The sequence below is a fragment of the Nocardioides sp. Root190 genome, from assembly GCF_001428565.1.
Classification (GTDB): domain Bacteria; phylum Actinomycetota; class Actinomycetes; order Propionibacteriales; family Nocardioidaceae; genus Nocardioides.
Genome location: NZ_LMIA01000010.1, coordinates 602027 through 626800, shown reverse-complemented (window position 1 = coordinate 626800; position 24774 = coordinate 602027). Strand labels below are relative to the sequence as shown.

At 70.4% G+C, this 24774-nt stretch carries 23 protein-coding genes; 18 read left to right on the top strand and 5 right to left on the bottom strand.

Going from position 1 to position 24774, the window contains the following annotated elements:
* Positions 1 to 56: 56 nt before the first annotated feature.
* Positions 57 to 818 carry an enoyl-CoA hydratase-related protein gene (locus tag ASE01_RS15805; protein ID WP_235536045.1) on the top strand — a complete coding sequence of 254 codons (762 nt, stop codon included), beginning with the start codon at positions 57 to 59 and terminating at the stop codon, positions 816 to 818.
* Positions 819 to 831: 13 nt separating this feature from the next.
* Here the strand turns inward: ASE01_RS15805 and ASE01_RS15800 are convergent, their stop codons facing one another.
* The gene (locus ASE01_RS15800; RefSeq protein ID WP_200958864.1) at positions 832 to 2760 is read right to left on the bottom strand and encodes an FAD-dependent oxidoreductase; all 1929 of its coding nucleotides are present in this window, start codon (positions 2758 to 2760) and stop codon (positions 832 to 834) included.
* Positions 2761 to 2805: 45 nt separating this feature from the next.
* Here ASE01_RS15800 and ASE01_RS15795 point away from each other — a divergent pair, with 45 nt between their 5' ends.
* Positions 2806 to 3711 (top strand): TIGR03619 family F420-dependent LLM class oxidoreductase, encoded by a 906-nt coding sequence (locus tag ASE01_RS15795; protein ID WP_056754003.1) that lies wholly within the window; start codon positions 2806 to 2808, stop codon positions 3709 to 3711.
* Here the strand turns inward: ASE01_RS15795 and ASE01_RS15790 are convergent.
* A complete protein-coding gene (locus ASE01_RS15790) occupies positions 3708 to 4241 on the bottom strand; it encodes a TetR/AcrR family transcriptional regulator (protein ID WP_157537388.1) in 534 nt (177 codons plus the stop codon). The two genes, ASE01_RS15795 and ASE01_RS15790, sit on opposite strands and share 4 nt — an antisense overlap.
* A gap of 208 nt (positions 4242 to 4449) precedes the next feature.
* On the opposite strand from ASE01_RS15790, the gene ASE01_RS15785 reads away from it, so the two are divergent.
* Genes ASE01_RS15785 through ASE01_RS15770 form a run of 4 tightly spaced genes read left to right on the top strand, consistent with a single transcriptional unit; the run spans position 4450 to position 7881 of the window.
* On the top strand, positions 4450 to 6690 hold the full coding sequence (locus ASE01_RS15785; RefSeq protein ID WP_235536044.1) for a HelD family protein: 2241 nt from the start codon (positions 4450 to 4452) through the stop codon (positions 6688 to 6690).
* 38 nt (positions 6691 to 6728) lie between these two features.
* Entirely contained in the window at positions 6729 to 7319 is a 591-nt protein-coding gene (locus ASE01_RS15780) for a hypothetical protein (RefSeq protein ID WP_056753997.1), read from the top strand.
* Positions 7320 to 7337: 18 nt separating this feature from the next.
* A complete protein-coding gene (locus tag ASE01_RS15775; RefSeq protein ID WP_056753994.1) occupies positions 7338 to 7592 on the top strand; it encodes a hypothetical protein in 255 nt (84 codons plus the stop codon).
* Between the two features lie 4 nt (positions 7593 to 7596).
* The gene (locus ASE01_RS15770; RefSeq protein ID WP_056753991.1) at positions 7597 to 7881 is read left to right on the top strand and encodes a hypothetical protein; all 285 of its coding nucleotides are present in this window, start codon (positions 7597 to 7599) and stop codon (positions 7879 to 7881) included.
* Positions 7882 to 7921: 40 nt separating this feature from the next.
* Here ASE01_RS15770 and ASE01_RS15765 read toward each other — a convergent pair whose 3' ends face one another.
* Together ASE01_RS15765 and ASE01_RS15760 are read right to left on the bottom strand one after the other, a co-directional pair.
* On the bottom strand, positions 7922 to 8473 hold the full coding sequence (locus ASE01_RS15765; protein WP_056753987.1) for a hypothetical protein: 552 nt from the start codon (positions 8471 to 8473) through the stop codon (positions 7922 to 7924).
* Positions 8474 to 8485: 12 nt separating this feature from the next.
* The gene (locus ASE01_RS15760; RefSeq protein WP_056753984.1) at positions 8486 to 9883 is read right to left on the bottom strand and encodes an HNH endonuclease signature motif containing protein; all 1398 of its coding nucleotides are present in this window, start codon (positions 9881 to 9883) and stop codon (positions 8486 to 8488) included.
* A 534-nt stretch (positions 9884 to 10417) separates the two neighbouring features.
* Here ASE01_RS15760 and ASE01_RS25505 point away from each other — a divergent pair.
* Complete coding sequence (locus ASE01_RS25505) at positions 10418 to 11875, top strand: fatty acid desaturase (RefSeq protein WP_056753982.1); 1458 nt, start codon at positions 10418 to 10420, stop codon at positions 11873 to 11875.
* Between the two features lie 165 nt (positions 11876 to 12040).
* Here the strand turns inward: ASE01_RS25505 and ASE01_RS15750 are convergent, their stop codons facing one another.
* Positions 12041 to 13252, bottom strand: coding sequence for a PucR family transcriptional regulator (locus ASE01_RS15750; protein WP_056753979.1), 1212 nt, complete (start codon positions 13250 to 13252; stop codon positions 12041 to 12043).
* A 183-nt stretch (positions 13253 to 13435) separates the two neighbouring features.
* Here ASE01_RS15750 and ASE01_RS15745 point away from each other — a divergent pair, with 183 nt between their 5' ends.
* From ASE01_RS15745 to ASE01_RS15695, 11 genes are all read left to right on the top strand, one after another.
* Positions 13436 to 15226, top strand: a complete 1791-nt coding sequence (locus tag ASE01_RS15745) for a GMC family oxidoreductase (RefSeq protein ID WP_056753976.1) — start codon at positions 13436 to 13438, stop codon at positions 15224 to 15226.
* Positions 15227 to 15315: 89 nt separating this feature from the next.
* Positions 15316 to 16086 (top strand): ABC transporter permease, encoded by a 771-nt coding sequence (locus tag ASE01_RS15740; RefSeq protein WP_321164138.1) that lies wholly within the window; start codon positions 15316 to 15318, stop codon positions 16084 to 16086.
* Between the two features lie 7 nt (positions 16087 to 16093).
* Positions 16094 to 16924 carry an MlaE family ABC transporter permease gene (locus ASE01_RS15735; RefSeq protein ID WP_414858534.1) on the top strand — a complete coding sequence of 277 codons (831 nt, stop codon included), beginning with the start codon at positions 16094 to 16096 and terminating at the stop codon, positions 16922 to 16924.
* 7 nt (positions 16925 to 16931) lie between these two features.
* A complete protein-coding gene (locus ASE01_RS15730; RefSeq protein WP_056753970.1) occupies positions 16932 to 18113 on the top strand; it encodes an MCE family protein in 1182 nt (393 codons plus the stop codon).
* A complete protein-coding gene (locus ASE01_RS15725; RefSeq protein ID WP_082606096.1) occupies positions 18110 to 19174 on the top strand; it encodes an MCE family protein in 1065 nt (354 codons plus the stop codon). Before ASE01_RS15730 ends, ASE01_RS15725 begins: the two co-directional genes overlap by 4 nt.
* Positions 19174 to 20166, top strand: a complete 993-nt coding sequence (locus ASE01_RS15720; protein WP_056753964.1) for an MCE family protein — start codon at positions 19174 to 19176, stop codon at positions 20164 to 20166. Before ASE01_RS15725 ends, ASE01_RS15720 begins: the two co-directional genes overlap by 1 nt.
* Positions 20163 to 21245: an MCE family protein gene (locus tag ASE01_RS15715; protein ID WP_056753963.1), complete on the top strand. Its 1083-nt coding sequence runs from the start codon at positions 20163 to 20165 to the stop codon at positions 21243 to 21245. The genes ASE01_RS15720 and ASE01_RS15715 overlap by 4 nt, the downstream gene beginning before the upstream one ends.
* On the top strand, positions 21242 to 22468 hold the full coding sequence (locus ASE01_RS15710) for an MCE family protein (RefSeq protein WP_056753960.1): 1227 nt from the start codon (positions 21242 to 21244) through the stop codon (positions 22466 to 22468). The genes ASE01_RS15715 and ASE01_RS15710 overlap by 4 nt, the downstream gene beginning before the upstream one ends.
* Complete coding sequence (locus ASE01_RS15705; RefSeq protein ID WP_157537386.1) at positions 22468 to 23787, top strand: MCE family protein; 1320 nt, start codon at positions 22468 to 22470, stop codon at positions 23785 to 23787. The genes ASE01_RS15710 and ASE01_RS15705 overlap by 1 nt, the downstream gene beginning before the upstream one ends.
* A complete protein-coding gene (locus ASE01_RS15700) occupies positions 23784 to 24269 on the top strand; it encodes a nuclear transport factor 2 family protein (protein ID WP_056753954.1) in 486 nt (161 codons plus the stop codon). Before ASE01_RS15705 ends, ASE01_RS15700 begins: the two co-directional genes overlap by 4 nt.
* Positions 24266 to 24772, top strand: coding sequence for a hypothetical protein (locus tag ASE01_RS15695; RefSeq protein ID WP_157537384.1), 507 nt, complete (start codon positions 24266 to 24268; stop codon positions 24770 to 24772). Before ASE01_RS15700 ends, ASE01_RS15695 begins: the two co-directional genes overlap by 4 nt.
* The last annotated feature ends 2 nt before the right edge of the window (positions 24773 to 24774 follow it).

The window sequence follows — 24774 nt, the reverse complement described above, 5'->3', positions numbered from 1 at the left end:
GTCTCGGAACGCGGCCTCCGAAGGCCTGTGGAAACGGACCGGGCAGGATGGCGATCATGACTGACGCACCGGCCGAGCTCGTCCACCTCGACGTCGCGGACGGCGTCGCGACGATCACCCTGGACTCGCCGCACAACCGCAACGCCCTCTCCCGCCAGCTCGTGACCGAGCTGGTCGACCGACTCGAGCGCGTCGAGGCGGACGACGACGTCCGCGTCGTGAAGCTCGTGTCCTCGGGCCGGGTGTTCTGCTCGGGCGCCGACCTGTCCGAGGCGGCGACCGTGCCGATGCAGGAGGGTGCCCGCGCCATCGTCGGTGTGCAGCGGCAGATCGTCGCGTCCACCAAGCCGGTCGTCGTGGTCGTCGTGGGTGCGGCGCGCGCGGGCGGGATCGGGATCGTCGCGGCGGCCGACGTCGTCGTGGTCGCCGAGGACGCGACGTTCGCCCTGACCGAGGTCAAGCTCGGCCTCACGCCGGCCGTCATCTCGTTGACCGTCTTCCCGCGCCTCACGCCGCGCGGGCTGGCGCTCACCGCGCTCGGCGGCGAGGTGTTCAACGGCGTCCAGGCGGCCGACTACGGCCTGGCCACGATCGCCGTCCCGGCCGAGGAGCTGGACGCGAAGGTCGACGAGCTCGTCGGTCAGCTCGCCACCGGTGCCGCCCAGGGGCTGCGCGAGACCAAGAAGCTGCTCTCGGCGGACCTGCTGGAGCGGATCGACACCAAGGGCGAGGAGCTCGTGGAGCTCAGCGCGCGGCTGTTCGGGTCCGACGAGGCGCGGGAGGCGATGACGGCGTTCCTGAGCCGCAAGAAGGCCTGACCCAGGGACTCGCTCAGAGGCCCGCGACGAGCTCGGCCGCGTCGGCCGTCGCGCCGCGGATGAGGGCGATCCCGGCGGCGTCGCCGACGATCCGTGTCTCGACTCCGGGCAGCCCGGCTGACAGCTGGTCCGCGACCTCGGTGCTCGCCACGACGTCGCCCGCCAGGACGACGGCGTCGGCCGGGAGCTCCCGGCGAGTGCCGTGCGCAGGGGTCCAGGTGACACCGGTCGCGGTGAGGGACTCCACGGTGCACGAGGCGTGCACCGTGACGCCGAGCCGGTCGAGCCGGTCCATGTGCTCGGTGCGTCGCTTCGGGCCGAACTCCGGCGCGATCTCGGCGCCGGGGCAGAGCAGCGCGACCATGCGCCCGGCGCGGGCGAGGGTCTCGCACCACTCGACCGCGGCCATCCGGGCGCCGACGACGACGATCCGTCGGCCCTCGGGCAGGTGTGCGGGGTCGATACCGCGGACGACGTGGGGCAGGTGGTCCCCGTCGAGCACGGGTACGTCGACGCGCCCGCCGGTCGCGACCACGACCAGGTCAGGGGCGAACCCGGCGACGGTCGCGGGAGTGCCGGGGACGCCGAGGTGGACGTCGACGCCCGAGGCGGCGATCTCGCCGAGGAGCCAGTCCAGGTAGGGCTGGTTCTCGGAGTGCACCGCGCAGGCGTCGTGCAGGGCGCCGCCGAGCCGGTCGGTCGCCTCGAGCAGGACCACCTCGTGGCCGGCAGCGTCGGCGCGGACCGCGGTCTCGAGCCCGGCGGGGCCACCGCCCACCACGACCACCCGACGGGCCGTGCCGGTGCGCGAGGTCCGGTCCAGCTCGTGCCCGGTGAGCGGGTTGACGGCGCACTCGGTCGCGAGCTTCTCCTCGAGCGTGTCGATGCAGTTCTCGCACGAGATGCAGTGCCGCACGCGGACGGCACCGCCACCCCAGCCGGCCAGCTTCCGCGGGAGGTCGGGGTCGGCGAGCAACGGCCGGCCCATCGCGACGAAGTCGGCCCGTCCGTCGGCCAGCGCCCGCTCGGCCAGGGCCGGGTCGTGCAGCCGCCCGACGGCGATCACCGGGACGTCGACCGCCTGGCGCACCGCCGCCGCGGCGCCGAGGTTGAGCCCGTCGCCGTCGTCGGCCCCGTTCACCATCCCGGTGACCAGGCGGTCGATCACCCCGCCGCTGACGTGGAACGCGTCCACCCCGGCCTCGACCAGGAGCGGTGCCATCGCCGCCGTGTCGTGGATCGGCCGCCCGCCCGCGACCCGTTCGTGGCCCGAGATCCGCAGCGTGACCGGGAAGTCCGGGCCGACCTCGGAGCGGATCGCGCCGAGCGCCTCGAGCACGACGCGGATCCGGCCCTCGAGCGACGACCCGCGGTAGCGGTCGCCGCGCCGGTTGCGCTGGGGCGCCAGGAAGGAGCCGAGGAACATGTAGCCGTGCGCCGCGTGGAGCTCCAGGCCGTCGTACCCCGCCTCGCGGACGCGGACCACCGCAGCCCGGTAGAGGTCGAGGATCTCGCGGATCTGCTCCTTGGTGACCTCCGCGGAGGGGCGGCCGGTCAGGTAGGACCCGATCACCGACGGGCCGAGCGAGGTCACCCCGAAGATCTCCGGGCCCAGTCCGTCCGGCCCGGCGTGCACGATCTGCGGCTGGATCCTCGCGCCCCCGGCGTGCACGGCCTCCACCAGGCGCCGGTGGGCCGCGACGGCCGCGTCCTCACCGATCTGCAGCCCTCCCGGGGTCTCGGGGTGCTGCGGATCGATCCCGGTCGCACCGACCGTGATCAGTCCGGCGCCGCCGACCGATCGTGTCGCGAAGTGCGCGACGGTGCGCTCCGACGGGTGACCCTCCGGCGTGCCGTACATCGTCTCCATCGGGGACATGACGATCCGGTTGCGCAGCTGCATCGAGCCGATCCGGCCGGGTGCGAGCAGGTGGGGGAACACGTCGCGACCCTAGAACGTGTTCTATTTCTTGACTAGGGTGCGGGCGTGGACTTTGCGATGGTGACTGCCTACCAGCCGATCGACCAGCTGGTCCCGCTCGCGCGTGCTGCCGAGGAGGCCGGCTTCCGGGCCCTCAGCGTCGCCGACCACGTCGTCGACCTGGAGACCGTCACGACGCCGTACCCCTACACCTCGAACGGTGAGCGCCGCTGGGAGCCCGACGTCGACTGGCCCGACCCGTGGGTGACGGTGGGCGCGCTCGCGCAGGTGACCACGCGCCTGGAGTTCTTCACCTCCATCTACGTCGCGGCGATGCGCAATCCGTTCGTCGTCGCGAAGGCCATCGGTACGGCGGCCGCCCTGGCCGGTGGCCGGGTCTCGCTGGGCGTGGGCGTGGGCTGGTGCCGCGACGAGTTCGAGCTGCTGGAGGCGGACTTCGGGACCCGGGGTCGTCGTACCGACGAGGGCCTGGACCTGATGCGGGCGCTGTGGTCGCCGGGCTGGACCGAGTTCGCCGGCGAGTTCTACAGCTGCGAGCGACTCGTGATGAAGCCCGAGCCGCCGGGCCCGATCCCGGTCTGGGTCGGCGGACTGTCCGACGTCGCGATGCGCAGGGCCGCCCGCAACGACGGCTGGGTCGGCGACATGGCCACGGTCGACGAGGCGATCGACATCGCCGCACGGCTGCGCACGATGCGGATCGAGGCCGGCCGCGACCCCGAGGCGCCCTTCGACGTCGTCCCGGCCCTCACCGACGCCTTCCGTCCCGAGGACTTCGAGCGCGCCCGGCTCGGCGGCGTCACGATGTGCATGACGATGCCGTGGATGTACTACTGCGGGCCCGACGCCACGCTGGAGGAGAAGCTCGCCGGCGTCGCCCGCTACGGCGCCGAGGTGATCGATCCCGTCCGGGCGCTGACGGGACAGCCCTCCGACCAGCCCGCGAACTAGCCCTCGAGGTACGCCGTCAGCGCGATCACCAGGGTCCGGTGCGCGCGGTCGACGTCGATCGTCGTCCCGAAGACCTGGTCCAGGCGCAGTCCGCGCATGGCGCTGGGCAGCAGCTCGGAGACGTCATGGGCCCGCTTGGCGTCGTGCTCCTGCTCGAGACCCTCGAAGAACTTCTTGAAACCCTTCTCCCACAGGGTGTCGAGGTGCGCCAGCGAGGCCGCAGTGTTCGGGTGCGTCTCGGCCAGGACGGTGCGCGGGCGCGGCAGGCCGGACCTGATGGTCTCGACGGCCACGCCGTGCGGGGACTCCAGCACGCCGCGGTAGAGGGTGACCAGCTCGGTGATCCGTCCCGCGACGGTGTCGCTCGTCGGCTCGGCCCACATGCCGGGGCCGGCCTCGACCATCAGGTCGACGACGGCCGACCAGAACCCGTCGGAGTCGCCGAAGAGGTTCTGCACCGAACCCCAGCTGAGCCCGGCTTCCTTGGCCACGAGGTTGATGGAGACGGCCTCTGGCCGTCCGTCGCTCAACAGGCGCAACGCTGTGGACAGCAGCTGCTCCCGGGCCGCCACTCCTCGGCGGTTCGGTTTGCGCGTCGATGAAACTGGCGTCGTACTCATCTGCCCCCCCTGGCTTGTGCGTCGACTCTCACCATTGAAGCACTCCCCGGACCTGTAGGCTTGATTGCTTGCCGCTCGGACTTCGAGATCGTGCCGGGCGGTGTCAGGACAACAGGGGATGGCAGGGGCGCACACGGTGGTGGACGAGCTGGTGGAGCGCGAGGTCGCGGCAGAACAGGCCTTCGTCGACCGGGTCTATCGACAGCTGGAGGTGGCGGGTGAAGCCGCCCAGCAGCTGGCGAAGGAAGGTCATTCGCGGGCGCACCTCGGGCACGAGGGCGGCTTGGTCGAGCGCGACGCGATGGTGTTCCAGGCGGCGAAGCGGATCGCGCAGCTGGACGCGGCCCACGAGGGTCTCGTCTTCGGGCGCCTCGACATGGCCGCCAGCGTCGACTCCGAGCCGCGGTACGTCGGCCGGATCGGTCTGCGCGACGACGACCGCGACTCGCTGCTGATCGACTGGCGGGCCCCGGCTGCAGCCGTGTTCTACCAGGCGACCGCGGCCGAGCCGCAGTCCGTGATCCGCCGTCGGGTGCTGCGCAGCACGGCCCTTGCCGTCATCGGTGTCGAGGACGAGCTGCTCGACGCCGAGGCGCTCGCGACCGCCGAGGCCGAGGGCCGCGACCTGCCGATCGTCGGCGAGGGCGCGCTGATGGCGCAGCTCTCACGTGCCCGCGACCGCTCGATGCACTCGATCGTCGCCACCATCCAGGCCGAGCAGGACAAGGCGATCCGCGCGCCCTCCAAGGGCGTCGTGAGCATCTCCGGCGGCCCCGGGACGGGCAAGACGGTCGTCGCGCTGCACCGCGCGGCGTACCTCCTCTACAACGAGCGCCAGCGCTACGAGCGCGGCGGCGTCCTCGTCGTGGGTCCCTCGGGCGTCTTCATGCGCTACATCGAGCGGGTGCTGCCGTCCCTCGGCGAGACCGCGGTCGCGCTCCGCAGCCTCGGCGAGGTCGTCAACGATGTCCGCACCGCCCGCCACGACGAGCCGGCCGTCGCCGACGTCAAGGGCTCGGAGCGGATGGCCGAGGTCATGCGCCGGCTCGCGCGCCAGCAGGTGCCGGGCAGCCCGACGGAGTACCGCGTCTTCTACCGTGACGACCGGCTGCTGCTCGACCGCGGCCGACTCGGACAGATCCGTCGCCAGCTGATGTCCCAGGGGGTGCGCAACAAGCAGCTCCCGCGGGTCTCCAACGCCCTGCTCGACGCCCTGTGGCGCCAGGTGCGGGGGGAGCGCGGTCGTGAGCAGGGCCGGGAGAAGTTCAACGACGAGATGCTCTCGCGTCAGGACTTCCTCGACTTCGCGCTGGGCTGGTGGCCGCCGCTCGACGCCTCCGCCGTCCTGTGCTGGTTGCGCGACCCCGAGCTCGTCGCGCGGATCGCCGACGGTGTGCTGTCCGGCGAGGAGCAGCGCCTGGTCGTGAAGTCGTGGGCCGGGCTCGACCCGAACCGTCCGATCAGCGGCCAGATCTCCATCGAGGACGTCCCCCTGCTCGACGAGCTGCGCTACGCCCTGGGCGACCTGCCGCAGAAGGCCGACGACGACCGTGACGACCCGATGACGCTGATCGAGGGCGGGGTCGACATCCAGGAGCTGCTGACCAGCTCCGACCGCGAGTACGCCACCGGCCGGGGCTGGACGCCGCCCACCCACAGCATCGAGGACGACGGCTACGCCCACATCCTCATCGACGAGGCGCAGGACCTGACCCCGATGCAGTGGCGCATGGTCGGGCGCCGTGGTCGTACGGCGTCGTGGACCATCGTCGGCGACCTGGCCCAGTCCTCGTGGCCGATCCCGGCGGAGTCCGCTGCCGCGCGGGCGGCTGCCCTGGAGCGCAAGCAGCTCCACGAGTTCCACCTGTCGACGAACTACCGCAACTCCGCGGAGATCTACGCCCACGCCGCGTCGTACGCCGAGCGGGTGGGCCTCGGCGCCGACCTGCCCGAAGCGGTCCGCCGCACCGGGGAGGAGCCGCGCGAGATCGTCCTCGCCTCCGGCGCCGACCTCGAGTCCGCCACCCGTGAGGCCGTGCTCGACCTCGCCGGGCGCGTGTCCGGCACCGTCGGCATCGTGGTCCCCGTCGCCCGGCGCTCCGAGGTGAACGCCTGGCTCGCGTCGTGGCCCGAGCTCGCTGCGGACGCCGCCGGCGCCCGCGCGGCCGTCGACTCCGCGGTCGCCCCCTCAGGCGAGGACCGCGTCGTGGTGCTGACCGGCCTGGACACCAAGGGCCTCGAGTTCGACGGGATCGTTGTGGTGCGTCCCCAGGAGATCGAGGACGAGTCGGTGACCGGACGGGCCACGTTGTACGTCGTCCTCACCCGGGCGACGCAGCTGCTCACGACGATCAACTGAGGGTTTCGGCGGGGTCCGGGGAAGGGCAGAATCCGTCCATGACCGACTTCGGATCGCCGTACTCCCCGCCTCCGCCGCCCACCCGGTCCGACGAGGCCGCGAGGTACGACCAGTCGAACCAGCACGACCAGTCGGGTCAGATCGGGCAGTTCGGCCAGTCGGGACAGCCCGCCCCGGACGGCGGTCGTGTGGTGCGCAAGTCGATGATCGGGCGGCACGTCATGGGCGTCCTGTTCGCGCTCGTCGCTGCTCCGGTGGGGGTGCTCGTCTTCGACTACGGCTCGGGGGAGTACCTCCGCGAGCGGATCGTGAACTTCGACCAGACGGGCGCCGTGGGCGAGATCCTGCTGATGTTCCTGGGTGCGGCGATCCTGATGACGGTCGCCCTGTCGGCCCGGCTCTCCGGCCTCGGGCCGATCCTGGCCGGCCTGGTCTGGGGTGTCGTCCCGATGGTGTGGTTCATGGCCGACTTCGCGAGCTTCGCGAAGTTCTCCCGCGACCTGCCCTCGTCCCACTTCTGGTTCTCCAGCCCTCCGGTGCTCTTCCCGCTCGTCGCGGCGCTGCTCATCGGCGCCGGGCTGGCCGGCCGCTGGCGCGGTCGCGTCGTCCCGGCCCCGAGCTGGCAGTAGCCGGCGTAGCATCGTGGCGTGAACGATCGCGACCGGTGGGAGGACGGGGAGGCCGACGAGGCCGCCCCCGGCGAGGTGCCCTGGGAGCACGATCCCGCCATGCCCGGCGACGCCCGCCGGATGGGCCTGAGCCCCAACGTCCCCGACGGCGCCATGCTGCAGTTCGCCGGTGCGCTGGACAGCTCCAAGCTCGGCCACCGGGTCGTCGCGTGGGTGCTGCTCGCGGCTTTCCTGTTCCCGGTCCTCATGACGCTGCTGCGGTTGCTGGGCTAGGCCTGTGCACGTCTACATCCTCCCCGCGCAGCGGTTCCTGTCCTGCCACGTCTGCGAGGGCAACGTCTTCGCCCAGCGCGAGATCAAGATGAACACGACCGGCATGTCCTTCTTCGACCTCGACTGGCTCAACAAGTCCGCCGATGGGGTGATCTGCGTGCGGTGCGGCTTCGTGCACACGTTCATGGGTGGCGCGCACCAGTGGGTGCCGATGGACCAGGTGAAGCCGGAGGACCTGCCGGCGGATCCACTGGATGGCGCGGCGCCGTCAGCCGAAGGTCCCGTCTAGCGACGACCTGGCGCGGTGGTGCTCATCGAGAGGATGCCCATCAGGTGTCGTACTCCAAGCCGTCCCAAGGCGCGTAGTAGGCGATGAAGTCACCGGGCAGGATGCCGATCCAGTAGGTGCCGTCGTCGTAGCTGTCGACCTTCCACCCGAAGATCACTCCGTCCACGGTCGTCGTGAACGGCTCCACGACGATCGGTTCGATCTCGTAGTCGCCGAGCTCGCCGAGGCGTCGCTCGACCAGGTCGTCGGCGCCGGCGCTGGACGCCTGCCCCGGCGGCAACCCCTCGGCCCTTCCGACCGTGTCGACGCGGACCTCGGCGAAGGTGCCGTCCGCGTTCCACAGGTACAGACCCACGAATCCGACGATGTCACCGGTCGTGGGGTCCTCCCCGAAGAGCTCGTCGCTCAGGAAGAACTTGCGGCCGTCCTCGGCAGTCCCGGCGTAGGGCACGTGGTAGTCGTCGGGCGCGATGGTGAACCGCTCGGGGCGCACCAGGGGATCGGTCTCGAGACCGCTGTCGTCGCTCGTCGTCGTGCAAGCGGAGGTGATCGCGCTGACAGTTGCGACGAGAACGGAGAGAAGGAGGCGCACGCGAGGATCCTCTCAGTCGGCGCGGTGACAGGCGGACGTGTCAGGCGGCGTCGTCGAGGGTGAGCTCGGTGTTGAAGTAGATGTCGGGGCGTGGTCGTGGCCGCTCGCGGGGTTTCGTGAGCTTGCGGGTTCCGGTCGCATCGACCAGGTAGTGGGCCCCGTGGGGATCTCGCCAGAGGATGATCCCGGGGAAGGGTTGTCGACACTCCCACCATCGACCAGGTAGTGGGCCCCGTGGGGATCTCGCCAGAGGATGATCCCGGGGAAGGGTTGTCGACACTCCCACCCGGCATGGGTCTTGATCCGGTGGTGGGTCCGTGTCATCGGTCCGAGGTTCCCGGCTTCGGTCTTCCCGCCTTCGGAGTAGGGGATGTTGTGGTCGAGGTCGACCCGGCGGCCGGTGTTCGGTGCGTAGGGGAAGATGTCGCCGCCGTGGATCAGGTGGACTGCTTGTCGCATCGCGTTGGGGATCTCGTAGGCATCCACGGGTGCCTGGTTGGCGAGGTTGACCACCGGAAGGACGGTGACCTGCCCGGCGACGTGGGCGATCATCTGCCTCGCCCAGGCGATGGTGACGGGTCCGTGGTCCTCCATGCGGGCAATCTCGGAGTCGGGTGTCAGGTGCAGGTCGATCCTGACCTTGGGCTTGATGGGTCCGACTGCGAGGTCGAGGTGGGCTTCGGGGTTGGTGAGCATCGCGAACGCGGCGAGCTTGCGGTCACGCAGATCAACCTCGGGCATCGTGTCTTCCAACGACTTGGCGACTGCGGTGATGGCGATGTCGGTGGCCATCAGGGTCGTGATGTGGTCGCGGATGGTGAGGGTCGCGACACCGTGCTTGTTGATTCGGGTCATCCGGATCCCACGCTCCAACGCCGCGGCACGCTCTTTGGTCTGTGCGAGCTCGGGGGACGCGGCGGCGACCTTGCCGTCCAGGACCGCGAGGAACCGCATCCACGCGAGCCTGCCGTCGGCGATCTCGTGGACCTCGGCGTCGACCCACGCTGCTTGGGACTCGGTGAGTTCCCGGGTCGCCTCGGCGACGCGGCGGGAGTGCCCGGCACGGGTGGTCCCTGCCTTCAACCCCGCAGCCAGCCTGGGGAGGCGGTGGTGGATGTCGACGGCGTCCGCGATCAGCTTCTTCGCCCCGTACGGAGAGGTCTGGATCCGGGCTGCGAACGCTGAGGCGGCGTACTCGGTGATCAGCGGTGTCCCGACCGCGCCTGCCGGCATTGAGCGGTCGCGGGCTCGTTTCGACACCGACGCCGACCTGTCGGGGTGGTGCAACAGAGCCCACTGGTACGCGGCCGCCACGAGGTTGCGCTCGGCCTGCAAGCGGTGGGCGTGCTCGGACTCGGCGTAGTCCAGGACCTCGGTCCTGGACATGTGCTCGAGCACCCGCGTGTTCATACGAGTATTGGACCAGAGGGGTCCGACTGAAAGGGGCACCAACGAACAGGGCTGTGGAAAGCGCCCGCCCCAGGGCCCGTTGTGGATGGGGAGTGGCTGGTTCCGGCACCGGGTCACCNGGTCCGACTGAAAGGGGCACCAACGAACAGGGCTGTGGAAAGCGCCCGCCCCAGGGCCCGTTGTGGATGGGGAGTGGCTGGTTCCGGCACCGGGTCACCAGGTCTCGAGACGGCCGCGGGCGGCCTCCTCGACCAACGGGCCACGACAGCGCAACCCGCCCTCCGCCGTACCTCCTCGTCGCTGCCCCTTTCGGAACGGAATCACCGACCGACCGCAGCCCACGGGCAGGTCCCGGTAGCACGGCCAGAGGTCTCGAGACGGCCGCGGGCGGCCTCCTCGACCAACGGGGGTTTGTGCAGGCTGACAATGCCCACCGTCCGCCTTGTGCACCTCGCCCGAGACCCCCGCCCGGCCGCGGAGCCACTCTGGAGGAGTAGTCAGCGACGACGTCGTCGCACCACCCGAGGAGGCACGATGGCCAGGTACGCAACACGAGGAGCCGACGGCACGACCGTTCCGTGGCGCGACAAGAAGCGCTACCTGTGGGTCCTCGGGCTCGTCGTCCCGCTCACGCCGATCGTCGGCATCACGTTGTTCGAGGCGACCGACCAGGCGCTGTTCTTCTGGCTGACGCCGGTGGTGTTCTTCGGGCTCATCCCGCTCCTCGACCTGGTCGCCGGCTACGACAGCACCAACCCGCCCGACGACGTCATCGACGCGCTGGAGAACGACAAGTACTACCGCTGGGTGACCTACCTCTACCTGCCGGTGCAGTACGGCGGGTTCGTCGCGGCGATCTGGTACCTCGCGACCACGGACATGTCGGTGCTCGCCAAGGTCGGCCTGGCCGTGTCCGTCGGCGTCGTCGGTGGCGTCGCGATCAACACTGCCCACGAGCTGGGCCACAAGCGGGAGTCGGTGGAGCGCTGGGCCTCGAAGATCGCACTGGCGCAGACCTTCTACGGCCACTTCTACATCGAGCACAACCGCGGCCACCACGTCCGGGTGGCCACTCCGGAGGACCCCGCGAGCTCCCGGATGGGCGAGAGCGTCTACCGGTTCTGGCCGCGCACGGTGCTGGGTTCGCTGACGAGCTCGTGGGAGCTCGAGGCCAAGCGCTACCAGCGCAAGGGCACCCACCCGTTCCACCTCGGCAACGACGTCCTCAACGCCTGGCTGATGACCGTCGCCCTGTGGGGTGGCCTGATGCTGTGGCTCGGTCTGGCGTACGACGTCAACCCGCTCGGCCTGTTGCCGTACCTCGTCCTCCAGGCGATCGTCGGCTTCTCCCTGCTGGAGGTCGTCAACTACATGGAGCACTACGGCATGGTGCGCCAGAAGGTCGGAACGCCCGGCAAGATGCGCTACGAGCGGGTCTCCCCGGCGCACTCGTGGAACTCGAACAACATCGCGACCAACGTGCTGCTCTACCACCTGCAGCGCCACAGCGACCACCACGCGAACCCGACCCGTCGCTACCAGACCCTGCGTGACTTCAAGGACGCTCCGGTGCTGCCGACCGGCTACACCGGGATGATCGTGGTCGCGATGTTCCCGCCGCTCTTCCGGGCGCTGATGGACAAGCGGGTCGTCGCCCACTACGACGGCGACCTGCGCCTGGCCAACCTGCAGCCGGCGAAGAGGGAGAAGCTGCTGCGGAAGTACCCCGTGCCGGCCGAGCTCCTCGCGCAGGAGGCCGCGCTGCGCGCCGACGCCAGTGCGCACGAGTTCGCGGCCGAGGTCCTGGCCGCCCAGTGCCCCGGGTGCGAGTACACCTACGAGGTCGCTGAGGGCAACGAGCTCGAGGGCTTCGCGGCAGGGACCGCCTGGAAGGACATCCCGGACGACTGGTGCTGCCCCGACTGCGGCGTGCGCGAGAAGATCGACTTCACGGCCGTCGAGCCGCGGCGCACCAGCAAGGTCGGCGCCTGAGCCCGACGGGGCTGAACGCCCCGTTGGTCGAGGAGGTCGCGCAGCGACCGTCTCGAGGCCGCCGGCCGGGATCCCACAACCCCGCCACCGGGTTCCGGCGCCAGCTCGCCGGCACTCCTCGACCTTCGGCCTTGCTCCGCGCCTTCGTCCCTCAGCGCGGCGGCCTCAGTGGAACAGCTCGTGGTGGTGCAGGGCGACCGACAATTCCCCGCTGATCTTGGCGATCGGGCGGCCGAGCAGCTCCTCGGCCTGACCCAGCCGGTAGCGGATCGTGTTGCGGTGAACGACCAGCATCCGGGAGGCCTCCTCGGCGCTCCCGCCGCTGCTGAGGAACGCCGCGAGGGTCTCGCGGATGCGTTGCATCGCCTCGCCCTCACCCACCAGGGGCCCGAGCTGACGGGCCATGAACCGGTCCACCTCGGGTGAGCAGCCCAGCAGCACGGGCAGCTCCACGGCGTCGTACGACGTGAGCCAGCCCGGGGTGCCGGGGGCGGCCACCCGCAGCGCACCCTGCGCCTCGCGGTGGCTGGCGACGAAGCCGGCCACGCCGAGACTGGCGGTGCCGACCCCGACCGCGACCCCGTCCCGGCTGGTGCCGTCGGCCAAGGCTGAGGTGTCGGGTGCGTCGCGGGTGCCGAACCACACCCAGAGCTGGCGGCCTCCCGGCTTGACCACGAGCGGGTTGGTGGCGCCGACGGCTCGGACGAGATCGGCCGCGATGGCCTCGAGGGAGCCGGCCCGTTCGGCGTCGTCGACGGAGAGCACGAGCGCCGTGTGGTGGACCGAGATCGGGTAGCCGCCGAGTGCCGCTGACGCCTCGCGGGCATCGGCGAGCTCGCCCGCGAGGATGGCGCGGACCGATTCGTACCGCTGTGCGGCGGCGCCGGCGAGCACCTTGGTGCGCGCAGCCTGGTAGATGTCGATCGAGGCGGTGATCGACCTGTCCAGCCAGACACCGGCCCGGCTCCAGAAGTACAACAGCAGGTCGGCCCGGTCGAGGTCCCCGGACGGCAACGCCCGGATCACCTCGCTGACGTAGTCCCACACCTCCTGCTGAGCGACCCGGTAGAACTGGATCAGGCGCTCGAGCGGGATCTGCAGGTCGGCGAGCAGACCGGAGAGGCGGGCGGCCGCCTCCACCAGGTGGAAGTGCTGCGCGGGCTGGGCGAAGTCCGCGAGGAAGGCCACCCAGTGCTCGCCGACGGTGGTCCGCAGCAGGCCGTCGATGCCGTCGACGGCCCGCATGTCCGGCATCTGGTCGAGGATGGCCTCGGTGACCCGGTCCACCCAGGCGTCGACCGATCCGGGCTGCGCCTGCTCGGCGACATAGGCGAGCAGCCAGGGCTCGAGTCCGGTCGGCACGGGATCGGTCGTCACGGGTTCACCGTAGCCACACCCGGCCCCGGGACCGTCCCTTTGTGCAGGACGACAACCAGCCCCGGGATCTTTGGACCGCAGCCACGAGAAGGTGACTGCCGTCACCCGATGAGATGGGTCCTTCACCGGATGTGGCGTCCGAGCAGGCGGACGCTGCCCGGACTCCTTGGCAGGAGCACTCTCATGGGCAGGGAGATGCGCACCGGCGACAGCGACGTCGAGCACGACTACGACGTGGTCGTGGTCGGCTCGGGCTTCGGCGGTTCGGTGACGGCGCTGCGCCTGACCGAGAAGGGCTACCGCGTCTGCGTCGTCGAGGCCGGTCGCCGGTTCGAGGACGAGGACTTCGCGAAGACCTCGTGGGACGTGCGCAAGTTCCTCTTCGCTCCCCGGCTGGGCTGCTTCGGCATCCAGCGGATCCGGCTGCTCCGCGACGTCGTCGTGCTGGCCGGTGCGGGCGTCGGCGGCGGCTCGCTCGTCTACGCGAACACGCTCTATGAGCCGGCCTCCGACGCGTTCTTCGAGGACCCCCAGTGGGCGCACATCACCGACTGGAAGGCCGAGCTGGCGCCGTACTACGACCAGGCCAAGCGGATGCTCGGCGTGGTCGAGAACCCGACCGTCACGCCGTCGGACGAGGTCATGCTGGCCGTTGCCGAGGACATGGGCATCGCGCACACCTACCACCCGACGCCGATCGGTGTCTGCTTCGGTGCGGACGGCGCCAAGCAGCCCGGCAGTGCCGTCCCCGATCCGTACTTCGGCGGTGTCGGGCCCGAGCGTCGCGGCTGTCTCGAGTGCGGCGAGTGCATGACGGGGTGTCGCCACAACGCCAAGAACACCCTGCTCAAGAACTACCTCTACCTCGCCGAGAAGGCCGGTGCCGAGGTCCGCGAACGCACCACGGTGGCCGCGATCAGCCCCCGCACCGACGGAGGGTACGACGTCACGACCCACCGCTCGGGTCGCTCGGCCCGTGGCGGGCGGGTGATCACGGCCGGTCAGGTGGTGATGGCCGCCGGCACGTGGGGGACCCAGGAGCTGATGCACGCGATGAAGCGCTCTGGCGACCTGCCTGAGCTCTCGGAGCGGCTCGGCGAGCTGACCCGGACCAACTCCGAGGCGCTGTGTGCGTCCAGCACGAAGATGCGCAACAAGGGCAAGCACGACTTCCACCACGGCGTCGCGATCACCTCCTCGATCCACCCCGACCCGGTGACGCACATCGAGCCGGTCCGCTACGGCAAGGGATCAGGCCTGATGGGCCTGCTGCTCACGCTGATGACCGACGGTGGCGGACGCGTGCCGCGGTGGCTGCGCTGGCTCGGTCAGGCGGTCCGCCACCCCGCGCGTCTGCTGTCCGTCTACGCCGGGCTCGGGAGCTGGCCGGAGCGCACGATCATCGCGCTCGTGATGCAGACCAGCGACAACTCGATCACGGTGTTCCCCAAGAAGGGCAAGCCAGGCCGCCGCGCCCGACTCACCTCGAAGCAGGGCCACGGCGAGCCGAACCCCACCTGGGTCCCGGTCGGCAACGAGGTCGTGCGGCGGATCAGCGACAAGATCGACGGCGGCTCGTTCAGCACCGCCGGGGAGATCTTCAACATCCCGATGACCGCGCACTTCCTGGGCGGTTGCCCGATCGGCGACTCCGCCACCGCGGGCGTCATCGATCCCTACCACCGGGTGCACGGCCACCCGGGGCTCCACGTCGTCGACGGGGCCGCGATCTCGGCCAACCTCGGTGTCAACCCGAGCCTGACAATCACCGCCCAGGCGGAGCGGGCAGCGTCGCTGTGGCCCAACCGCGGCGAGCAGGACCACCGTCCGGAGCCCGGTGCGGCCTACGTCCGCCTGTCCCCGGTCGCACCGGTGCGACCCGTCGTACCCCCGAGCGCGCCGGCGGCGCTGCGTCTTCCGTTGTACGTCGTGGAGAGCGCGCCGAGCCCGGCCCTGAAGGAAGCCACCGCATGACCCTCGCCCCCGAGCGGCCCACGGCAACGCCGAAGGGCCCGGGTCCTTCCGGCATGTCCCCGGAGTCGCGCCAGATGGCCCGCGACGCGATGCGTGCATCGGTGCCGTTCACGGCGCTGTCGACCTTCGGTGCGTTCTACACGTTCGCCGGCAAGGTCTTCCGGACCATGTTCACGACGCGGTTCCGGTTCTCGGAGTTCGTCTCGCAGGCGTGGTTCATCACGACCGTGTCCTTCGGGCCGGCGCTCCTGGTGTCGATCCCGTTCTGCGTCGTGATCATCTTCCAGGTCAACCAGCTGCTCATCCAGATCGGCGCGGTCGACCTCGCCGGTGCGGGTGCGGCGGTCGCGGTGGTCCGCGAGATCGGTCCGATCGTGAGCGTGCTGGTCGTCGCCGGCGCGGGGGCGACCGCGATCTGCGCCGACCTCGGGTCCCGCAAGATCCGCGAGGAGATCGACGCCATGGTGACCCTCGGCATCGATCCCATCGAACGACTGGTCGTGCCGCGCGTCGTCGCCTCGACCCTGGTCGGTGTCGCGCTGAACGGCATGGTGACCGTGGTCGGTCTGGTCGGCGGCTACTTCTTCTCGGTGGTCCTCCAGGGGGCCACACCGGGCCTCTACCTCTCCGACCTCACGCTCCTCGTCGGGCTGCCGGACTTCCTCGCCTCGCAGGCGAAGGCCGCCGTCTTCGGCCTGCTCGCCGGGCTGACGGCCTGCTACCTCGGGCTCAACGCGAAGGGCGGACCCAAGGGAGTCGGCGAAGCCGTCAACCAGACGGTCGTCTTCGCGTTCATGCTGCTCTTCGCCGCCAACAGCGTGATCAGTGCCCTGTTCCTCCAGATCAAGTTGGGAGCCTGACATGGCCATGGACCGGGCCCAGGTGAGCCGTCACCTCGCCAGGCCGACCACCGCGCTGCGCAACCTCGGCGACCAGCTCGCCTTCCACGGCAACGCCTACTCCCACATGCCGCGGGTGCTGCGCCACTACCCGAAGGAGGTCGTCCGGCTGCTCGCCGAGGTGTCCCTCGGCACGGGAGCACTGGCGCTGATCGGCGGGACGGTGCTGGTGATCGGGTTCCTCACCGCCGCCTCCGGCATCGAGGTCGGCCTGCAGGCCTACACGTCCTTCGACAACATCGGCGTCTCGACGCTGTCGGGCTTCTTCTCGGCGTACTTCAACACCCGGGAGGTCGCGCCGATCATCGCCGGAATCGCACTCACCGCGACGGTCGGCGCCGGCTTCACCGCCCAGATCGGCGCGATGCGGGTGAGCGAGGAGATCGACGCGCTCGAGGTGATGGCCGTGCACCCGGTGCCCTTCCTCGTGACGACCCGGATCATCGCCGGACTGATCGCGGTGATCCCCCTGTTCGCGATCGCCTTGATGATGTGCTGGCTGGCGACGTACCTCGTCGTCACGGTCGGCTACGACCAGTCGCCCGGCACCTACATGCACTACTTCGAGACCTTCCTCGTCCCCAGCGACCTGTTCCTGGCGATGCTCAAGGTGATCCTGATGGCGCTCGTCATCGTGTCGATCTGCTGCTACCACGGCTTCCGGGCCTCCGGAGGTCCCGCGGGAGTGGGCAAGGCGGTCGGTCAGGCCGTGCGCTCGGCCCTGATCTGCACGATGTTCATCGACCTGATCTTCGCCATCGCCGTCTGGGGTGGACCATCGGTCCACATCGCGGGGTGAGCGGGACATGACCACCACGAGCGCACACCGCATCGACCGCCAGGTCGTCTACGGGTTCATCTTCCTGCTCCTCATCGTCGGCCTGATCGCCGGCACCATTGCGAAGTACCAGGGCGTCTTCGACGACACCGTCCGGGTGAGCGTCGAGTCGGACCGGGCCGGGCTCACCCTCGCCTCGGGCGCGCCGATCAAGTTCCGCGGTGTCGAGATCGGGACCGTCGGCGAGATCGACGTCGACGGTGATTCCGTCACCATCGAGCTGGACATCGACTCCGACGAGTTCGCCAAGGTGCCGGCCGACGTGACGGCCCAGATCGTGCCGCCGACGGCCTTCGGCGCGAAGTACGTCCAGCTCACACCGGTCACCGACGACGGCGCGCGGATCACCGCAGGTGCGGTCATCCCGGCCGACAAGGTGACGGTCGAGGTCGACGAGGCCTTCGAGAACCTGACCCGGGTGCTCGACGTCGCCCGCCCGGCCGAGGTGAACTCCGCGCTGACCGCGGTGGCCGGCGCGCTCGACGAGCGCGGCGAGCTGATCGGCGACCTGATCTCGCAGACCGACGCCTACCTCGTCTCCCTCAACCCCTCGCTGCGCACCCTCAGCGCCGACCTGCGCGTCGCCGACGACGTGGCCGACGTGTACGACGTGGCCCGGCCCGACCTGGTCGCGACCCTCACCCAGGCCGGCGTCGTCTCGAAGACCCTGGTGCGCCAGCAGGCCTCGTTGCGGGCGCTGGAGCGGAGCCTCACCGGGTTCAGCGACCACGCCGACACCCTGCTGCGCGCCTCCGAGCGCAACCTGGTGACCACCCTCGAGCTGCTCGGCCCGGTCACCGACGTCCTCGAGCGCTACTCGCCCGAGCTGCCCTGCGTCGTCCTCGGTCTCGCGTCGGCCAACGAGCTGGCCGAGGCAGCGGTCGGCGGCACGCACCCGGGTGTCACCACGATCACCCGGCTCGTACCGGGCCGCGATCCCTACACCTACGAGGAGAACCTCCCGCTGATCGGAGACGACCGCGGACCCCAGTGCTACGGCCTCCCCTACGTCACCCAGGCCGAGGCAGAGCAGGAGCAGCCCGACTTCCGCACCGGCGCGAACCCGTACGTCGGCCCGCAGCCCACCCCCGACCAGGCGGTCCTCGACACCCTGCTCGGCCTGATCAAGGGAGGGACGCAACTCCGATGAGCCGCTCCTCGTCGATGAGTCCCGTCAAGCGCCGCGAGCGCAGCGACCTCATCAAGTTCAGCGCCTTCCTGGTGGTCGCCGCCGTGTTCGCCGTCTGGGTGGGCCTGGTGACCGGCGAGGTCCGGCCCGGCGACCGCGACGCCTACAAGGCCGTGTTCGCGGACGTGTCCGGCCTCGCGGTCGGCGACGACGTGCGCGTCGCCGGCGTCGACGTCGGCAAGGTCAAGGACATCGACGTCCAGGGCGACAACACCGTGCTGGTGAGGTTCGACGTACGCCGTGGCCAGGAGCTGACCGCCGGCACCCGCGCGACGGTGCAGTACCGCAACCTGATCGGTGACCGGGTGATCCAGCTCAGCCGTGGCGAGGAGGACAGCCCGAGCGCTGACGGTCCGGTGATGGCCGTCGGGTCCACGATCCCGGTGACCCAGACCGCGTCGGCGCTCGACCTCGACACGCTGCTGAACGGCTTCAAGCCGTTGTTCGCGGGCCTCAGTCCGACGCAGGTCAACGAGCTGTCCGGCCAGCTGATCGAGGTGCTCCAGGGCCAGCAGTCCTCGGTCGCGACCCTGGTCCAGCACGTCGCGTCGTTCACCACCACCATCGGTGACCGCGAGGAGCTGATCGGGCAGGTGATCCGCAACCTCAACAGCGTCCTCGGGACGGTCGAGGACCGAAAGGAGACGGTCGGGTTGCTGCTGGACCGGCTCGATGCGCTGCTCACCGGCCTCGACGGACAGGACACGCAGGTGCTCGATGCCGCCGAGCGGATCAGCGGATTCGCCGACCGGACCTCGACGCTGGTGCAGCGTGCCCGGGGCGACCTGCGGGCCGACCTCGAAGGACTCGCCGTCACCGCGCGCGGCCTGAACAAGAGCTCGGGCACGCTCGACGCCGTCCTCGGCAAGTTCCCCGGGCACTACGACAAGATCCAGAACACCGCGTCGTACGGCAACTTCTTCAACTTCTTCCTCTGTGGCGTCCGGGTCCAGACCGGCCTCACGGCCGACCAGCCGATCCTCACCCCGTGGATCTACTCCGACACCCCGAGGTGCAAGTGATGAGCCGGGAGACGAGTGCGGACCGGATGGCGGTCCGCGGGATCATCGGCACGCTGGTGATCGCGCTGGTGGTGCTGGCGGCGATGAACATCAACAAGCTGCCGCTGATCGGCAACAACGACGTGATCGAGGTCCAGTTCGCCGAGGCCGGCGGCCTCAAGGGCGGCGACTCGGTGATGATCTCCGGTGCCCAGGTCGGCAAGGTCCGCACCGTCGGCATCGACGGCGACCACGTCGTCGCCGAGATCGTGCTCACCGACGACTCCGTGCGCCTCGGGGACCGGACCGAGGCGCGGATCATCACGGTCACGCTCCTCGGCCGCGCCGCGGTCGAGCTCGAGCCGCGTGGCTCCGGTGACCTCGAGGCCGGCGACAGCATTCCGGTCGAGCGCACCTCGTCGCCGTACAACCTGACGAGCACGCTCAACGAGCTCACCGAGACCACCGCCGAGATCGACAAGGCCCAGCTGGCTGCGGCGCTGGACCAGGCGTCGAAGACGCTCAACGCGAGCAGCCCCGACCTCGGCCCGGCGCTCGAGGGCATCACGTCGCTGTCGCGGGCGGTGTCCTCCAACGACGACGAGCTCCGTTCCCTGGTGGCGCGGGCCAACGGCGTCACCGAGGTGCTCGCCAGCCGTGACCAGCAGATCGCATCGCTGCTCGGCTCGGGACGCTCGCTGCTCTCCGAGCTCGATGCCCGCCAGCAGGTGGTCGTGGACCTGCTCACCAGTGCCCGGACCCTGTCCTCCTCGCTCCGCGTGCTCCTGAAGGACACCGACGACGTCCTCGGCCCGGCGCTCGACGAGCTCGACGGTGTCGTCGACCTCCTGAACCGGAACCGGAAGAACCTCCAGGCGACCATCACCGGTCTGCGCGGCTACGCGACGGCCTTCGGTGAGGCGATCTCGAGCGGTCCGTGGTTCGACGCCTACATCCAGAACCTCACGTCCCCGGCGACCCTCGCCCCGATCATCTCCGGAGTCCTCCCGTGACCGCCCTCAAGCGCCTGCTGACCGGACGCCGCCTGGTGACGCTCGTCGTCGCTGCCGCCCTGGTGGTGGGCGCGTTCGCCTGGAACCGTGACGCCAGCAGTACGACGGTGCACGCCTGGTTCACCAGCGCAGAGGGGCTCAACGTCCGCGACGAGGTCAAGGTGCTCGGCGTCAAGGTCGGCGAGATCACCGCGATCGAGAACCGTCCCGAGGGCGTCCGCGTCACGATGAAGGTCGAGTCCGGGCAGCCGATCCCCGCTGAGGCGCACGCCGCCATCGTGTCGCCGAGCCTGGTCAGTGGGCGCTTCGTCCAGTTCGAGCCGGTCTGGACGGGCGGTGACGAGCTCGAGGACGGTGCCACCATCGCCCTGGAGAAGACCGCGGTCCCGGTGACCTTCGACGATGTGAAGCAACAGCTCACCGACCTGGCCACCACCCTCGGCCCGGACGCCGGCAAGGAGGACGGCCCGCTCGCCGAGGCGATCGTCGCGATCGAGCAGGGCCTGCGCGACGGCAACTCGACCGACCTGCGGCAGGCGATCTCCGAGCTGCAGGGAGCTGCGACCGCACTGTCCGACGGTCGGTCCGACCTGTTCGGCACCATCAAGAACCTCAACACCTTCACCCGCAACCTCGCGCTCAACGACGGTGCGCTGCGTGGCTTCACCACCGAGCTCGACGAGGTCAGCGGGGTGCTCGCGGCCAACCGGAACAACCTCGGAGGCGCGATTCGCGACCTGGCGACGGTGCTGGAGACCGTCGAGGCCTACGTGAAGAAGCACCGCGGCCGGATCACCGGGTCGGTGACCGACCTCAACACGCTCGCCGCGACGCTGGCCGACCGCTCCAACGAGCTCGCCGGGGTGCTGCACGTCGCCCCGCACGCCGTGGTCGACCTCAGCAACACCATCCAGGACCAGGCGATCACGGCGCGGGCCACGCTCAGCGGGCTCGACGACGTCGCCCAGCTCGTCTGCGGCGCGATCCTCGGCGCGGGTGGCACCAGCGAGCAGTGCACCAAGGCGCTGCAGCCGCTCCTGGGCCTGCTCGGACTCGACAAGGTGGGGGGCACGCAGTGACCGCACGATCACGCTGGCAGCACCGCGGTGCGGTCGCTGGCCTGCTCGCTGCTGCGCTCCTCGGAGCGGGCTGCGACATCCAGCCCAACGACAACACCCTGCCGGGCCAGGTGGCAGTCGGCAGCGACGGCTACACCGTCGAGGTGCACTTCGACCAGATCGAGAACCTCGTCCCCAACTCGACCGTCCAGAAGGACAACGTCGTGATCGGGACCGTCGGCGAGATCGACGTCGAGGGCTGGGAAGCGGTCGTCAAGCTGCACCTGCTGGACAGCGTCGAGCTGCCGGCGGACGTGACCTTCTCGATCGGTCAGAAGACCCTGCTCGGTGCGCAGTACGTCGAGGTGTCCGCGCCGGCAGCCGGCCAGCCCGGTCAGCCCGGTCAGCCGGTGCAGGCCGCCCTCGCCGACGGCGACGTGCTCGGTGTCGAGCAGACCGGTACCTACCCCGCGACCGAACAGGTCCTCGGCGCAGTGGCACTGCTGCTCAACAACGGCGGTCTCTCGCAGATCAGCACCATCACAAGTGAGCTCTCCACCGCCCTGCGGGGCAAGGTGCCCGACACCAGGAACCTGATCCGCCATGCGAACGAGCTGCTGGCGGTGCTCGACGCGAACCGGGGCGAGATCGTGGCGGCCCTCGAGTCGATCAACGGCCTGGCTGCGGGGCTGCGGTCGGACGAGAAGGCGATCGCGACCGCGATCGACCGCATCACGCCGGGCCTCGAGGTGCTGGAGACCGAGCGCGCCCGGCTGGTCAAGGCCGTCACCGCGACCGGTCGCGCCGGCGACCGCGCCGTACGCGTCGTCAACGCGAGCGAGAAGGCACTCCTGGCCAACCTCGACTCGCTCGGGCCGATCCTCACCAACCTCGGCCGGGTCAGCGAGTCGCTGCCGGACGCGCTCAAGATCGCGATCACCATCCCGTTCCCGGTGATGACGTCCTCGAACGCGCTCAAGGGCGACTACGCCAACCTGTTCGCGACCATCGACCTCAGTGCGTCGGCGTTGACCACGAGCTGGCTCGGCGGCCTCGCCCCTGCCCTCCAGGCCGGCGACCCGGTGCAGGACCCGCTCTCGCCCACGCCGCAGGACACCGACGAGACACCGGACGAGGAGGGCCCCGCCCCCGACCCGGGCGAGAAGCCCGCGGACAAGCCGGCACCACCGACACCGACCGAGCAGCCACGCGGCTGCCTCCTGCAGATCCTGGGGCTGTGCTGATGCTGCTCACACCGTTGATCAAGCGCCAGCTGCGCATCTTCGCCGTGCTGGCGATCGTCTCGCTCGGCCTGGCGTTCATCCACTACGCCCGGGTGCCCGCGATGGTCGGGGTCGGCGTCCACGACGTCACGGTCGACTTCGAGGACGCCAGCGGCCTGTACCCCCGTGCCGCGGTCACCTACCGCGGCGTCAAGGTCGGCGTCGTCTCCGGCCTGGAGGTCACCGGCAACGGTGCCCTGGCCACGCTGCGAATCGACGACGGCACCGACATCCCGGGCGGCGTCTCCGCTGAGCTGCACAGCACCTCGGCCATCGGTGAGCAGTACATCGACCTGGTCGACCCGGCCGGCGAGGGATCCGCGGGGGGTGACGTGCTGGCCGACGGCGACGCGATCCCGCGCGACCGGGCTGTCGAGATGCCCCAGATCACGCCCGTGCTCGACTCGGTGAACCGACTGCTGGAGTCCGTGCCCAAGGAGGAGACCAAGGCCGTGCTGGCGCAGATCGACGAGGGTCTCGGTGGCTCCGGCCCCGAGCTCAACGAGCTGGTGACCTCGGCCGGCAGCCTGCTCACCGAGGCCCAGTCACAGATCGAGGCGACCACCTCGCTCATCTCCGCCCTCGAGCCGGTGCTGAGGACCCAGACCGACCTCGGACCGCGCACCCGCTCCTACGCCGCGGCCCTCGACGACGTGACCGCGGTGCTGGCGCGCGACGGCAGTGCCGACCTGAACGCCTTGCTGGAGAAGGCTCCGGACGGACTCGACGCAGCCACCGCCCTGGTCACCGACCTGCAGCCGGTGCTGCCGATGATGCTGGCCAACCTGACCACCAACGCCCAGGTGCTCTCCACCTACCTGCCGCAGATCAAGCAGACGCTGGTCGTCTACCCGGCCCTCGTCGCCAAGCTGCAGTCGGCGGTCAACCCGCGCGCCGACCAGGGCGACGTCCAGCTCGATCTCCGTGCCGCGCTCAACAACCCGCCCACCTGCCAGACCGGCTACCTGCCGGCGAAGCAGCGACGCAGCCCGCGGGTCACGACCACCCGCGAGGTCGATCGGCTGGCGCACTGCGACCTCGAGCCGGACAACCCGACCGCCATCCGTGGTGCCCGCAACCTGCCGTGCCCGGACTCGACGACCCGGGGTCCGCTTCCCTCCTCCTGCGGGATCAGCTTCCGCGGCGGTGTCTGGCCGGAGACCGATGGCACGGTCGCCTACGACCTCGCGGTCGGCAGGGGCGACGACTCTCTCCCGCTCGACGACGACCCTGACGAGCTCTGGAAGATCCTCGTCCTGGCCCCGCTGGGGACCCGATGAGGGCCCGGCTCTCCTGGCGGGCCGCGGCCGTCGGACTCGTCATCGTGGCGCTGCTCGCGGTCGCCGCCGAGCGAGGCCTCGCGTGGCGCGACCAGCGTGACCGGGGCGCGGACGAGAAGGCCGTGGTCGCCGCTGCGCAGGCCGAGGTGGAAGGACTGATCGACATCAGCGGGTCGACCTCCGAGGACGACATGGCGCGGCTGCTCGACGGCGCCACGGCCGACTTCCGCAAGGAGCTCGAGTCCCAGGCAGACCGTCTCCGGAAGGCATTGGCCGACAACGCGGTGGAGGCCACGGGCGAGGCGGTCTCGAGCGGTGTGGTCAGGCTCGATGGCGACCGCGCGACGGTGATCGTCGCCGCCGTCGGCACCGTGACCAACAAGCAGACCGAGGCGCCCGAACCGCGCAACTACCGGCTCAAGGTCGACCTGCTGAAGACCGATGACGCGTGGCTCGTGTCGGGACTGGAGTTCGTGTCATGAGTGGAGACCCCACCCCCGACAAGGGTCGTCGGACTGCCGTGATGGCGGGTGTCGCCGTCCTTGCCGCGTTGGCGATCGCGGTGTTCTGCGGTGTCCAGGCACAGCGTGCCGATGCGGGAGCCGACGCCCGCACGGAGGCGCTGGCGGCCGCCGAGAAGCGGGTGCCCGACCTGCTGAGCTACGACGCTGCGACCCTCGACGAGGACCTGCGTCGCGCCCGGTCGCAGACCACGGGCGACTTCACCTCCGACTACGGCCGGATCCTCGACGACGTCGTGGCACCCCAGGCGAAGGCGCGCGGGATCAGCACCCGTGCGGTCGTCGGTGCAGCGGGTGTGGTGCGCGGCGACGGCGACGAGGTCGTCGTACTCCTCTTCCTGACGCAGACCACCACCACCGAGGCGGCCGGGGACAACGGCACGTCGGTGGCCGGCAGTCGGGTCGAGGTGACGATGGTCCCGGCCGATGGTGGCTGGAAGATCGGTAGTCTGGAGCCGGTGTGACA

Excerpts from the sequence above, each read along its gene's own strand:
- ASE01_RS15805 (WP_235536045.1), top strand. The coding sequence starts at position 57 with ATGACTGACGCACCGGCCGAGCTCGTCCACCTCGACGTCGCGGACGGC.
- ASE01_RS15785 (WP_235536044.1), top strand. The coding sequence starts at position 4,450 with ATGGCAGGGGCGCACACGGTGGTGGACGAGCTGGTGGAGCGCGAGGTC.
- ASE01_RS15780 (WP_056753997.1), top strand. The coding sequence starts at position 6,729 with ATGACCGACTTCGGATCGCCGTACTCCCCGCCTCCGCCGCCCACCCGG.
- ASE01_RS15760 (WP_056753984.1), bottom strand. The coding sequence starts at position 9,883 with ATGAACACGCGGGTGCTCGAGCACATGTCCAGGACCGAGGTCCTGGAC.
- ASE01_RS25505 (WP_056753982.1), top strand. The coding sequence starts at position 10,418 with ATGGCCAGGTACGCAACACGAGGAGCCGACGGCACGACCGTTCCGTGG.
- ASE01_RS15745 (WP_056753976.1), top strand. The coding sequence starts at position 13,436 with ATGGGCAGGGAGATGCGCACCGGCGACAGCGACGTCGAGCACGACTAC.
- ASE01_RS15740 (WP_321164138.1), top strand. The coding sequence starts at position 15,316 with ATGCGTGCATCGGTGCCGTTCACGGCGCTGTCGACCTTCGGTGCGTTC.
- ASE01_RS15735 (WP_414858534.1), top strand. The coding sequence starts at position 16,094 with ATGGACCGGGCCCAGGTGAGCCGTCACCTCGCCAGGCCGACCACCGCG.
- ASE01_RS15730 (WP_056753970.1), top strand. The coding sequence starts at position 16,932 with ATGACCACCACGAGCGCACACCGCATCGACCGCCAGGTCGTCTACGGG.
- ASE01_RS15725 (WP_082606096.1), top strand. The coding sequence starts at position 18,110 with ATGAGCCGCTCCTCGTCGATGAGTCCCGTCAAGCGCCGCGAGCGCAGC.
- ASE01_RS15720 (WP_056753964.1), top strand. The coding sequence starts at position 19,174 with ATGAGCCGGGAGACGAGTGCGGACCGGATGGCGGTCCGCGGGATCATC.
- ASE01_RS15705 (WP_157537386.1), top strand. The coding sequence starts at position 22,468 with ATGCTGCTCACACCGTTGATCAAGCGCCAGCTGCGCATCTTCGCCGTG.
- ASE01_RS15700 (WP_056753954.1), top strand. The coding sequence starts at position 23,784 with ATGAGGGCCCGGCTCTCCTGGCGGGCCGCGGCCGTCGGACTCGTCATC.
- ASE01_RS15695 (WP_157537384.1), top strand. The coding sequence starts at position 24,266 with ATGAGTGGAGACCCCACCCCCGACAAGGGTCGTCGGACTGCCGTGATG.